Here is a 12,758-nt window from a genome sequence, read left to right on the forward strand (position 1 = left end):
CGAGCCTATCGGCCCGCACCGACATCCTCGGCGGGCTGTTCGTCACACTGCGGATTGCTCGGGTGCCGTTTCCGTGGCGCCGGGGGGATCGCCCGTGAGGAGTCGTTCCAGGGCGGCGCGGTCCGGCAGGCCGGTGGGGCGTACGACCTCGCCGCTGCGGACGTAGAGGAAGGCGGCCGTGACGGATTCGGGCGGCACGCCCTGCTGCTCGGCCCAGGCCAGCCGGTACACGGCCAGCTGGAGGGGGTCGGCGGTGCGGGTGCGGCTGGTCTTCCAGTCGACGATCTCGTAGGTCGTCGCATGGCCGTCACCGTTCTTGTAGACGGCGTCGATACGGCCGCGTACGACCCGGCCGGCGAGGGTGAGCTGGAAGGCGGCCTCGATCCGGTACGGGGTGCGGTGGGCGTACTCGGTGCGTTCGAAGGCCTCCTTGAGGGCTTCGAGGTCGCGTTCGTCGGCGATCTCGGCGTCGCTGCCGGGCAGCTCGTCGGGTTCCAGGAGGGGCAGGGTCAGTGCCTCGAAGCGTGCTTCGACCCAGGCGTGGAAGCGGGTGCCCCGGCGCGCGGCGGGTTGCGGGGGGCGTGGCATGGGGCGTGCGAGTTCCTGTGCGAGCCCGTCCGGGTCCTCGGCGAGACGCAGCAGCTGGGAGGCGGTCAGCGTGGCCGGCAGGGGGACCTCGGTGACGCTCTGCCGGGTGCGCAGCAGTTCACCGGTGAGTGCGTCGAGGTCGCGGTCCCAGGAGGCGACGGTGCGGGCCTCCTCGGGGGTGAGGGGCGAGGTCGGCTCCATTACCGGGCGGAGGGCGCGTTCGGCCGGGGCGGGTGCCTGGTGGGGGACGGTCGGCCGCTGTGCGGGCCAGGAGTCCCGGTCGGCGGGCTCCTGCGGGTGCGCGGCGTCGTCGTACGGGAAGTCCTCCTCGTACGGGTCGTCGTACGGGATCTCTTCGCCGTCCGGGAACTCTTCGCCGTACGGGTCCTCGCTGTCCGTCGGGGCGGACCGGTCGTGGTCCTCGTCGTCCGGCGGGGCGGGCCAGTCGGGGTCGTCGAAGGCGGCGGGGTCGTGGGTGGCGGGCGGCCGGCCGTCCGGCGGGGCGGCCAGGGTGTCCAGGTGGGTGAGGACGGTCTCGGCGGCGGCGCGGCGGCGGGCGAGGGCCGCGTCGTCCAGGGGCAGGGGCCACACCTGGTCGGCGGTGGCCGTGTGCAGGGCCGGGTTCTCCTCGTCCTCGGCGGGTTCGTCGGCCCACGCCTCGATCTCGCCGTACCCGGCGGCGCAGTGGTCGTAGAGGGCCTGCAGGAAGTCGGAGGGGCCGCGTGGCTTCTTCTGGCTGGGGCCCCACCAGTGGCCGGAGCCGAGGAGGAGGGAGCGGGGTCGGGTGAAGGTGACGTAGCCGAGGCGGAGTTCCTCGGTGTGCTGGTGCTCCTTCATGGCCTCGTGGAAGGCCTTCAGGCCCCGGGAGTCCCAGGAGTCGATGTCGGGCAGGGTGTCGGTGTCGCCGCGCAGGGCGTGCGGCAGCACCTTTGCCTGCGCGGTCCACTTCTCGCGGCCCTGGGCGCTGGGGAAGGTGCCGTTGACCAGGCCGGGTACGGCGACGACGTCCCATTCCAGGCCCTTGGACTTGTGCGCGGTGAGCACCTTGACGGTGTTCTCGCCGCCGGGCAGGGCGTTGTCCAGGCCCTTTTCGTACTGGGCGGCGGTGCGCAGGAAGCCGAGGAAGGCCAGCAGGGTGGCCTCGGCGTCGCCGGCCGCGAAGGAGGCGGCGACGTCCAGGAAGTTGGACAGGGTCTCGCGGCGGCGGGCGGCGAGCGCGTGCGGGGACGCCGACAGCTCCACCTCCAGGCCGGTGACCGCGAGGACGCGGTGCAGGACGTCCATGAGCGGGTCGGACAGGGAGCGGCGCAGGTCGCGCAGTTCGGCGGCCAGGCGGGCGAAGCGCACGCGCGCGTCCGGGGAGAACGGCAGCCCGTCGTCGTCCCCTTCGCTCTCGTTCAGGGGTGATTCCAGGAAGGTGTCCAGGGCGTCCGCGAGGGATATCACCTCGGCCGGGTCGACTCCTTCGACGGCTTCGGCGAGGCGGCGGTCGGGGTCGTCGGGGCCGTCGGGGTCGTCGACGCGCGCGTGGGTGACGAGCAGGCGGGCGCGGCGGCCGAGGAGGGCGAGGTCGCGGGGGCCGATGCGCCAGCGTGGGCCGGTCAGCAGGCGGACCAGGGAGGCGTTGGCTCCGGGGTCCTGGAGGACTTCGCAGACGGCGACGAGGTCGGCGATCTCGGGCAGGTGCAGCAGCCCGGAGAGGCCGACGACCTCCACGGGGATGTCGCGGGCGACGAGCGCGCCCTGGATCTCGGCGAAGTCGGTCGCCGTGCGGCACAGTACGGCGATCTCTCCGGGTGCCTTGCCGGTGCGGACGAGGTGGGCGAGGGAGTCGGCGATCCAGTCGATCTCCTCGGCGTGGGTGGGCAGCAGGGCGCAGTGGACGGTGCCGTCGCGTTCGGCGCCGGGTGCCGGGCGGAGGGCCTGCACGCCCGCGTGCATGGCGCGCAGCGGCTCGGCGAGGCCGTTGGCGAGGTCGAGGAGGCGGCCGCCGCTGCGGCGGTTCTCGCTGAGTGCCTGGCGGGTGGCGGGGCGGCCGCCGGCGTGGGCGAAGTGTTCGGGAAAGTCGTCCAGGTTGGCGACGGAGGCGCCGCGCCAGCCGTAGATGGCCTGGCAGGGGTCGCCGACGGCGGTCACCGGGTGGCCCGTGCCGCCGCCGAACAGGCCCGACAGCAGGACGCGCTGGGCGACGGAGGTGTCCTGGTACTCGTCGAGGAGCACCACGCGGAACTCCTCGCGCATCAGCCGGCCCACTTCGGGGAGGCCGGAGAGGCGGGCGGACAGGGCGATCTGGTCGCCGAAGTCGAGCAGGTCGCGTTCGCGTTTGGCGGCCCGGTAGCGCATGACCAGGTCGGCGAGTTCGCGGCGGGCGGTGGCGGTGTCGGGGACCTTGCGCAGGTCGGCGTTGGTGAGCTTGGCGCCCGCGAGGGTGCGCAGGAGGCCCGCGTCCCAGGTGCGCAGCTCGGCGGGGTCCACGAGGTGTTCGGCGAGCTCGGAATCGAGGACGAGCAGGTCGCTGACGAGGTCGGCGAAGGAGCGGGTCAGCGCCGGGTAGGGGCCGGGGGCCTCGCGCAGGACACGGGCGGCGAGCTGGTAGCGGGTGGCGTCGGCCAGCAGCCGGGAGGTGGGTTCGAGGCCGATGCGCAGGCCGTGGTCGGTCAGCAGGCGGCCCGCGAAGGCGTGGTACGTCGAGATGACCGGTTCGCCGGGCGGGTTGTCCGGGTCGAAGGCGTCCGGGTCGGTGACGCCGGCCTTGATCAGTGCCTTGCGGACGCGTTCGGCGAGCTCGCCCGCGGCCTTGTTGGTGAAGGTCAGGCCGAGGACCTGTTCGGGGGCGACCTGGCCGGTGCCGACCAGCCAGACCACGCGGGCCGCCATCACGGTGGTCTTGCCCGACCCGGCACCGGCCACGATGACCTGCGGGGCGGGCGGCGCGGTGATGCAGGCCGTCTGCTCCGGGGTGAACGGGATGCCGAGGAGCTCCTTGAGCTGCTCGGGGTCGGTGATACGGGCGGGCATGTCGAAAGAGGCTAGCGGCGAGCACTGACAATCGAGGACGCATGGGCCGGCCGGGCCGGAAGAAGCGCAGGTCGGCGCGGGTGGTGCGATGCGTCACCCGCTGCGTCACCGGGTGTCACTCGACGACGTGGCGTCCCTCCGGCCGGGCGCTGCACGAGGCCCTGAACGCGCAATGGGTGCAGTGCTGCCCGGCGGACGGGGTGAACCGCTCGTCGAGGACCTTCCCCGCGGCGGTGGCCAGCAGGTCGCCCACCCACTCCCCCGCCACGGGCTCCTGGGCCTGCACCTTGGGCAGGGTCTCGCCGCCGTCCCGCTTGGCCGCGCCCTGCCTGAGGTGCACCAGTTCGGCGCCGCCGGGCTCGGGTCGTACGCCCTCGAAGGCCGTGTCGACGGCGCCCTCGCGGACGGCGAGCTGGTACACCGCGAGCTGCGGATGGCGGGCCACCTCGACGGCGCTGGGCGCCTGCTTGCCGGTCTTGAAGTCCACGACGTAGGCGCGGCCCTCACCGTCCGTCTCGACACGGTCCATCTGGCCCCGGATGCGGACCTGGTAGTCGCCCGCGCCGAGGGTGATGTCGAAGTCCTGTTCGCTCGTCACCGGAGTGCGGCCGGTGCGGTCCAGGACGTGCCAGTTCAGGAAGCGTTCGAGTGCCACGCGCGCGTTGTCCTTCTCCTGCGCCGACTTCCAGGGCGCGTCGAAGGCGAGCGCGTTCCACACCGAGTCCAGGCGTTCCATCAGTACGTCGAGGTCGGCGGGGGTACGGCCGGAGGCGACCTCGTCGGCGAGGACGTGGACGACGTTGCCGAAGCCCTGGGCGGCGGTGGCGGGCGCGTCGGCCTTCACCTCGCGGCCCAGGAACCACTGCAGGGCGCACGTGTTGGCGAGCTGGTCGAGGGCGCTGCCGGAGAGCACGACGGGCTGGTCTCGGTGGCGCAGCGGCACCTTGCTCTCGGTCGGCTCGAACATGCCCCACCAGCGGTAGGGGTGCGCGGACGGCACCAGGGGGCGGCCGTCCTCGTCGGCGAGCGCGGCGAGCCTCGCCAGGCGGCGGGCGGCGGCCTGGCGCAGACCGTCCGAGGCGCGCGGGTCGACGGTGGTGGCCCGCAGCTCGGCGACGAGTGCGGCCACGGACAACGGGCGGCGGGGGCGGCCGGTGACGTCCCGGGGTTCGACGCCCAGTTCGGTCAGGAAGCGGGAGGGCTGGTCGCCGTCGTCGGCCGGTGCCCTCACGGCGGTGACGACGAGACGGTCACGCGCGCGCGTGGCGGCCACGTAGAACAGGCGGCGTTCCTCGGCGAGCAGTGCGCCCGGGGTGAGCGGTTCGGCGAGTCCGTCACGGCCGATGCGGTCGGCCTCCAGCAGGGAGCCGCGGCGGCGCAGGTCGGGCCACAGGCCCTCCTGGACGCCGGCGACGACGACGAGCCGCCACTCCAGGCCCTTGGCGCGGTGCGCGGTCATCAGACGGACCGCGTCGGGGCGTACGGCTCGACGGGTGAGGGTGTCGGCGGCGATGTCCTCGGCCTCGATCTGCTCCAGGAAGTTCAGGGCGCCGCGGCCTCCGGTGCGCTCCTCCGCGCGTGCGGCCGTGGCGAACAGCGCGCACACCGCGTCCAGGTCGCGGTCGGCGTTGCGGCCGGCCGCGCCGCCACGCCGGGCGGCCCGTTCCAGCCGCGCGGGCCAGGGCGTGCCCTCCCACAGGTCCCACAGGGCCTCCTCCGCCGTACCGCCGCCGGCGAGGCACTCGCGGGCCTTGCGGAGCAGCGCGCCCAGGCGCTGCGCCCCGCGCGCGTACGCCGGGTCGTGCGCCACCAGGCGCTCGGGTTCGGCGAGTGCCCGGGCGAGCAGTTCGTCGGATGGCGGTGGCAGCGGGTTCCCGGCGGCCCGCTCCTCCTCGCGCAGGGCGCGCCCGAGGCGGCGCAGGTCGGCGGTGTCCATGCCCGCGAGGGGGGAGGCGAGCAGGGTGAGGGCGGTCTCGGCGTCGAGCCACTGCGCTTCAGCGGCCCGCTCGTCTGCGGGTGCGGCGGATTCGGCGACCGAGGGCTGCTCGTCGGCGGGTTCGTCGGGGCCGGCTTCGGCAGCCGAGGGCTGCCCGTCGGCGAGTGCCTCCGGGGCGTCGTCGGCAGCGGAGGACTGCTCGGCGAAGGGTGCCTCGGAGCCGGCATCGGCAGCCGAGGGCTGCTCGGCGTCAGCAGGAGATGCCTCGTCCGGCCGCTGGACGACCTCCGCCGACGTCCCCCCGGCGTCGGCCGGTCGCTCGGCGTCCCCCGCCGGTGGACCCTCCACGCCGCGGACCCCGTCCCCACCCGGCCGCGGAACGGCTTCCGCCATGGCCACGGCCCTGAGTGCCGTCAGCAGCGGCGCCACGGACGGTTCGTGGCGCAGGGGCAGGTCGTCGCCGTCGATGTCCAGGGGGACGCCGGCCGCGGTGAGGGTGCGGCGGAGCGTCGGGATGGTGCGGGAGCCGGCACGCACGAGGACGGCCATGTCGCTCCAGGGAACGCCGTCCTCCAGGTGCGCACGGCGCAGGATGTCGGCGATGTTGTCCAGTTCCGTGCCGGCCGTCGGGTACGTGTAGAGCTCGACGCGGCCGCCGTCCCGTACGGCCGTCGGCTCGCGGTGGACACGGACCTTCTCGGCGGGCAGCCGGGGCAGCGGCATGCGCTGGGTGATCAGGCGGGTCGCGGCCAGCAGGGCGGCGCCGGAGCGGCGGGAGGTGCGCAGCACCTCGACGGGGGTCGGCCGCCCGTCCCCGCGCGGGAAGGCCACCGGGAACTCGAGGATGCCGTTCACGTCGGCGCCCCGGAACGTGTAGATCGACTGGTCGGGGTCGCCGAAGGCGACCAGGGTGCGCCCGCCGCCGGCCAGGGCGTGCAGGAGCCGTACCTGGGCGGGATCGGTGTCCTGGTACTCGTCGACGTACACGGCGTCGTACTGGGCGGCGAGCCGCGCCGCGACCTCGGGGCGCCGGGCGAGCAGCACCGCGCGGTGGACCAGTTCGGCGTAGTCGATGACGCCCTGGAGGTCGAGCACGTCGAGGTACTCGGCGAGGAAGGCGGCGGCGGCACGCCAGTCGGGGCGGCCGATGCGGTGGGCGAAGGCGTCCAGGGCGTCCGGTCCGAGGCCCAGCTCGCGGCTGCGGGCGAGGACGGCGCGGACCTCGTCGGCGAAGCCGCGCGTGGTCAGGCAGGCACGCAGCTCCTCCGGCCAGCGCACGTGGTCGAGGCCGAGCCGCTGAAGCTCGGGCTGCCCGGCGAGCAGCTCACGGACGGCGACGTCCTGCTCGGGGCCGGAGAGCAGGCGCAGCGGCTCCGTGAACAGGTCGCTGTCCTGGTGGGCGCGGACCAGGGCGTAGCAGTAGGAGTGGAAGGTGGTCGCGCGGGGCGCGCGGGCCGCACCGATGCGCTGGGCCATGCGGTCGCGCAGGTCGACGGCGGCCTTGCGGCTGAAGGTCAGCACCAGGATCCGTTCCGGGTCCCCGCCACGAGCGATCCGCGCGGCGACGGACTCCACCAGGGTGGTCGTCTTGCCGGTGCCGGGACCCGCGAGCACGAGCATCGGACCGGCCCGGTGGTCAACCACGGTGCGCTGCGCGGCGTCCAGACGAGGGGGATCCACCTCGGGCGGCGGGGTACGGACCAGCAGGTAAGCGCCACGGGTCCCCTGCCGCACCGGGGGGTGCGGCAGGCGCCTGGTGGAGAAAGAGGAGCTCACGTGGTTCGCCGGTCCTGGTGGTTGTGCTGGTGGGCAGGCGGTCACGCGTGCGAGGCGGTGGCCGCGGGGTGAGGGGGGCACGTGCAGTCGACGCTACGCCGCCGCACCGGACGGAAGCAGGGCTTCCGATTCTTCCCTCGCGGCCCTCGTGGCCCCCGCGTCACGTGAGTCCCTCACCTCACGAACGTACGTCATGCCACGGATGTCCCCCGTGTCGCTCGTACGGGCCACGGGTTCCCCTTGTCGGCATCCGATGGCGGAAGCTGTCAGGTGTGACCCTCAGCGCCCGTGTCGCCGTCCCATCGCGCGCGTCTCATGTCGAGCCGCGGCAGATGGCCCTCGGCGCTCCTGCCCGCCTGCTTCAGCGGGGTGCCCTCCTCGCGGTAGTGGGCGAGCGCGCGCAGTTCGTGCCCGGGCAGCAGCACCCCGTCGGCGCGCACCACGCGCCACCACGGGACCGCGCCCCCGTAGAGGGCCATCACCCGGCCGACCTGGCGCGGCCCCACCCGTCGCCCGCCACCGGCCTCGCCGGCACGTGCTTCGCGCTCGGCGCTCTCGCCCTCGAGCCACTCGGCGACATCGCCGTACGTCATGACGTGCCCGGGCGGGATCCGCTCGGCGACCTCCAGGACCCGCTCGGCGTGCTCCGGCAGCGCGTCCGGGTGCCCCTCCCGGGTGTCCTCGGCAGGACTCTGCTCGTTCATTCGCCCCATCCTGCCGCACCCCACCGACAACGCGGCGCGGTTGTCCGGACAAGGCCCTCTCGCCCTCGGGCGGCGCTTCCGGCAGACTGTCCGCCCGCGCATCCACACCCTGATGCCCGCGTGTGTCGGTGGGGCATGCCACCATCGTGCGGGCGGTGACTGGTGATACGAGACCAAGAAGAGACCATGAAGCAGCAGGGCGTGCACCCCGAAGGCGCGGAGGGCACCCCTGACGCTGCCGCGCGTCCCGACACCGCCCGCTCCGGCCGGGACGACACCCGTGCGACGGCCGAGAACGAGGCCGGCGGGGCGGGCCGGGACGACACGGATGCCGCGCCCGAGGGCGACGGCGTGCAGGAGTCCGGCACGCGTGCGCGGGACCACGACACCGGCGCCCCCGACATCGGCACCCCCGGCGTCGGCACCGCCGAGGGTGCACACGTCCCCCGCCGTCCGCGCCCCGGCGAGGGCCCGGGCGCCGGCGACGACGATGCTCACCAGGACGAGGTCGAGGGCGACGAACCGCTGCTCCCCGCGCGCGTGCACCGGCCCTCCGACCTCATGCGGCTGCTCGTGGGCGTACTCGCCGTCGTCGTGCTGCTCGCGATCGCCGCGTTCGCGCACGGCACCACCTCGGGCCTCGAACAGGACATCAACAAGGGCACCGGACAGGCGCCCGACCTCCTGATCAAGATCGCGGGACTCGCGTCCAGCATCGCGATCCTCCTGGTGCCGGTCGCCTTCGCGATCGAACGGCTGATCAAACGGGACGGGCTGCGGATCGCCGACGGCGTCCTCGCCGCCGTCCTCGCGCACGGAGTGACCCTCGCCACCGACCTGTGGGTCGCCCGCGCCGCCCCGGGCTCCATCCAGGAGGCGCTCACCCAGCCCTCACCGGGCGACATCCACGCCCTGACCGACCCCGTGCACGGCTATCTCGCGCCCGTCATCGCCTACATGACGGCCGTCGGCATGTCCCGCAGACCCCGGTGGCGGGCGGTGCTGTGGATCGTGCTGCTGCTCGACGCGTTCTCGATGCTGGTCACCGGCTACACGACCCCGTTCTCGATCATCCTGACGGTGCTGATCGGCTGGACCGTCGCCTACGGCACCCTCTACGCGGTCGGCTCGCCCAACGTCCGGCCCACCGGGCGAACCCTGATGGCGGGCCTCAGGCACGTCGGTTTCCACCCCGTCACCGCGGCCCGCGAGGAGGTCGTGGAGTCGGAGAACGGCGACCGCGGACGGCGCTACTTCGTCACCCTGGAGGACGGCCCGCCGCTGGACGTCACGGTCGTCGACCGGGAGCAGCAGGCCCAGGGCTTCTTCTACCGCGCCTGGCGCAATCTGACCCTGCGCGGCTTCGCCACCCGCTCCAGCCTCCAGTCGCTGCGCCAGGCGCTGGAGCAGGAGGCGCTGCTCGCGTACGCGGCGATCGCGGCCGGCGCCAACGCGCCCAAGCTGATCGCCACCTCCGAGCTCGGCCCGGACGCGGTCATGCTCGTCTACGAGCACACCGGCGGCCGCACGCTGGACACGCTGCCCGACGAGGAGATCACCGACGAGCTGCTGCACAACACCTGGCACCAGGTGCGGGCGCTGCAGTCCCGGCGCATCGCGCACCGCAGGCTGGCCGGTGACGCGATTCTGGTGGATCGTTCCGGCAGGGTGATCCTCACCGAGCTGCGCGGCGGCGAGATCGCGGCCGGCGACCTGCTGCTGCGCATGGACGTCGCCCAGCTGGTCACCACCCTCGGCCTGCGGGTGGGCGCCGAGCGGGCGGTGGCCTCGGCCGTCGGCGTGCTCGGCCCGGACGCGGTCGCCGACTGCCTCCCGATGCTGCAGCCCATCGCGTTGACGCGCTCCACGCGCGCGACGCTGCGACGGCTGGCCCGGGAGCGGGCCCAGCGCGAGCGCGAGGCGGTGCTGGAGGCGTCCCGGCAGGCCAAGCAGGCCCGCCTCGCGGAGGACTCCGAGACAGCGGGGCCCGTACTCGAAAAGCGCGACAAGAAGACGCTCCGTGCCGAGCAGCGCGCCGAGAAACGGGCCATGGACGAAGCCCTCGACGAGGCCCGCGAGGAGGATCTGCTCACACAGATCCGGCACCAGGTACTGCGGATCAGACCGCAGGCGCCCGTCGAGCCGGCCCGCCTGGAGCGGGTACGGCCGCGCACGCTCATCAGCTTCATCGCCGGTGCGATCGGTGCCTACTTCCTGCTGACCCAGCTCACCCACATCGAGTTCGGCCCCCTGGTCGCCCACGCCCAGTGGGGCTGGGTGATCGCAGCGGTGCTGTTCTCGGCGCTCAGCTATGTGGCCGCGGCGATGGCACTGCTGGGGTTCGTGCCGGAGCGGGTGCCGTTCCTGCGGACGGCGGCGGCCCAGGTCGCCGGGTCCTTCGTGAAGATCGTGGCGCCGGCGGCGGTCGGCGGTGTGGCTCTGAACACGCGCTTCCTGCAGCGCCAGGGGGTGCGGCCGGGGCTGGCGGTGGCCAGCGTCGGCGCGTCGCAGCTGTTCGGGCTCGGCTGCCACATCCTGATGCTGCTGTCCTTCGGCTACCTGACGGGCACCGAGAAGACGCCATCACTGTCGCCGTCCCGGACGGTCATCGCGGGTCTGCTGACCGTGGCGGTGCTGGTGCTCGTGGTGACCTCGGTGCCGTTCCTGAGGAAGTTCGTCGTCACGCGCGTGAGGTCGCTGTTCGCCGGTGTCGTGCCGCGCATGCTCGACGTGCTCCAGCGGCCGCAGAAGCTCGTCACGGGCATCGGCGGCATGCTGCTGCTGACGTTCTGCTTCGTGATGTGCCTGGACGCCTCCATCCGCGCGTTCGGCGACAACTCGACCTCGTTGAGCATCGCCAGCGTCGCCGTGGTCTTCCTCGCCGGAAACGCGCTCGGCTCCGCGGCGCCCACCCCCGGCGGCGTCGGAGCGGTCGAGGCGAGCCTCACGCTCGGTCTGATCGCCGTCGGCCTCCCCAAGGAAGTGGCCGCCCCGGCCGTCCTGCTGTTCCGGCTGCTCACGCTGTGGCTCCCGGTGCTGCCGGGCTGGCTCGCCTTCAACCAGCTCACCCGCAAGGGCGCCCTGTAACCGGGCCCTCACGGCGGCCTCCGCGGGTCGTACCTCGGACGGCCCGCGTCCCGCGCGCCCCGGCGCGGGCCGCGTGAGGATGGACGCATGGCCAACCCGTTCCGGCTGTGCGCCGCCGCCCTCACCACCAGCGCCGTGCTGCTGGCCGCTCTGCTGGCCGGATGCAGCAGCAGCGAAGGCGCCAAGGAGGGGGACCTGAAGGCACAGAAGCTGGACTGGAAGGACTGCCCGGCCCCCTCCGAGGCGCAGGGCGGCGGCAGCTCCCCCTCCCCGCTGCCCAACGGCGCCAAGTGGCAGTGCGCCACCATGAAGGCGCCCCTGGACTGGAGCAAGCCCAAGGACGGCACCATCGACATCGCCCTGATCCGCGCCAAGGCCACCGGGGATCCGGGCCGGCGGATCGGCTCACTCGTCTTCAACTTCGGCGGCCCCGGCGGCAGCGGCGTCACCACCCTGCCGGCGTTCGGCGAGGACTACGCCGCCCTCAACACCCGCTACGACCTGGTGAGCTTCGACCCGCGCGGGGTCGGCCGCAGCGCACCGGTGGAATGTGAGAGCGACGCCCAGCTCGACGAGTACTTCCAGCAGGACGCGACACCCGACGACAAGGCCGAACAGACCCAACTGCTCAACCGGACCAAGCAGTTCAACGACGCCTGCGAGAAGAACTCCAAGAAGGTCCTGCCGCATGTGCGCACCACCGACGCGGCCCGTGACATGGACCTGATGCGCCAGGTCCTCGGCGACGACAAGCTGCACTACTTCGGCATCTCCTACGGCACCGAACTCGGCGGCGTCTACGCCCACCTGTTCCCCAAGCACGTCGGCCGGGCCGTCTTCGACGCCGTCGTCGACCCCACCCAGGACCCCGAGCAGAGCGCGCTCGGACAGGCCGAGGGCTTCCAGCTCGCACTCGACAACTTCGCCGAGGACTGCACGTCGAAGCAGACCGAGTGCCCGATCGGCGACACCCCGCAGGACGTCAAGGACCGCATCGCCAAACTGCTCGCGGACCTGGAGAAGAAGCCGATCCCCGGTGTCTTCCCCCGCCAGCTGACCCAGACCGCGGCGACCAACGGCATCGCGCAGTCCCTGTACTCCAAGGACTTCTGGGAGTACCTGACCGAGGGCCTGCAGCAGGCGTACGAGGGCGACGGCAAGATCCTCATGCTGCTGTCCGACTCGATGAACGGGCGCAGCGAGAACGGCGAGTACAGCAACATCACGGCGGCCAACGTCGCCATCAACTGCTCCGACGAGAAACCCCGGTACACCGCGGACGACGTCCAGCAGAAACTGCCCGAGTTCAGGTCCGCCTCCCCGGTGTTCGGTGACTACCTGGCCTGGGGCATGGTCGGCTGCACCGACTGGGCCGTGCCCGGCGCCGCCGACCATCCCGACGTCAGCGCCGCGGGATCGGCGCCCATCCTCGTCGTCGGCAACACCGGCGACCCCGCCACCCCGTACGCGGGCGCGAAGAAGATGGTGGAAGCGCTCGGCAAGGGTGTCGGCGTCGAGGTGACGTACAAGGGCCAGGGGCACGGGGCGTACGACAGCAAGAACAAGTGCGTGCAGAGCGCGGTGAACGACTATCTGCTGGACGGGAAGGTCCCGAAGGCCGGCACGGTCTGCTCATAGATCACCACAAG

At 73.3% G+C, this 12,758-nt stretch carries 5 protein-coding genes; 2 read left to right on the plus strand and 3 right to left on the minus strand.

Annotated elements, in window-relative coordinates; translation table 11 throughout:
- Positions 1-42: 42 nt before the first annotated feature.
- The 3 genes from AC07CM_RS12135 to AC07CM_RS12145 form a co-directional block, all read right to left on the minus strand.
- On the minus strand, positions 43-3,606 hold the full coding sequence (locus AC07CM_RS12135; RefSeq protein WP_478876263.1) for a UvrD-helicase domain-containing protein: 3,564 nt from the start codon (positions 3,604-3,606) through the stop codon (positions 43-45).
- Positions 3,607-3,721: 115 nt separating this feature from the next.
- Positions 3,722-7,318 (minus strand): ATP-dependent helicase, encoded by a 3,597-nt coding sequence (locus AC07CM_RS12140; RefSeq protein WP_478876264.1) that lies wholly within the window; start codon positions 7,316-7,318, stop codon positions 3,722-3,724.
- A 266-nt stretch (positions 7,319-7,584) separates the two neighbouring features.
- Positions 7,585-8,022, minus strand: a complete 438-nt coding sequence (locus tag AC07CM_RS12145) for an MGMT family protein (RefSeq protein WP_478876265.1) — start codon at positions 8,020-8,022, stop codon at positions 7,585-7,587.
- A 186-nt stretch (positions 8,023-8,208) separates the two neighbouring features.
- Here AC07CM_RS12145 and AC07CM_RS12150 point away from each other — a divergent pair, with 186 nt between their 5' ends.
- Both AC07CM_RS12150 and AC07CM_RS12155 read left to right on the plus strand, forming a co-directional pair.
- On the plus strand, positions 8,209-11,109 hold the full coding sequence (locus tag AC07CM_RS12150; protein WP_478876266.1) for a lysylphosphatidylglycerol synthase domain-containing protein: 2,901 nt from the start codon (positions 8,209-8,211) through the stop codon (positions 11,107-11,109).
- Positions 11,110-11,196: 87 nt separating this feature from the next.
- Positions 11,197-12,747 carry an alpha/beta hydrolase gene (locus tag AC07CM_RS12155; RefSeq protein ID WP_478876267.1) on the plus strand — a complete coding sequence of 517 codons (1,551 nt, stop codon included), beginning with the start codon at positions 11,197-11,199 and terminating at the stop codon, positions 12,745-12,747.
- Positions 12,748-12,758 lie beyond the last annotated feature (11 nt).

It is taken from the genome of Streptomyces sp. NPDC044061, assembly GCF_056434305.1.

Bases quoted from the DNA above. Each gene is read 5' to 3' on its own strand.
- AC07CM_RS12135 (WP_478876263.1), bottom strand. From the start codon at position 3,606: ATGCCCGCCCGTATCACCGACCCCGAGCAGCTCAAGGAGCTCCTCGGC.
- AC07CM_RS12155 (WP_478876267.1), top strand. From the start codon at position 11,197: ATGGCCAACCCGTTCCGGCTGTGCGCCGCCGCCCTCACCACCAGCGCC.
- AC07CM_RS12150 (WP_478876266.1), top strand. From the start codon at position 8,209: ATGAAGCAGCAGGGCGTGCACCCCGAAGGCGCGGAGGGCACCCCTGAC.
- AC07CM_RS12145 (WP_478876265.1), bottom strand. From the start codon at position 8,022: ATGAACGAGCAGAGTCCTGCCGAGGACACCCGGGAGGGGCACCCGGAC.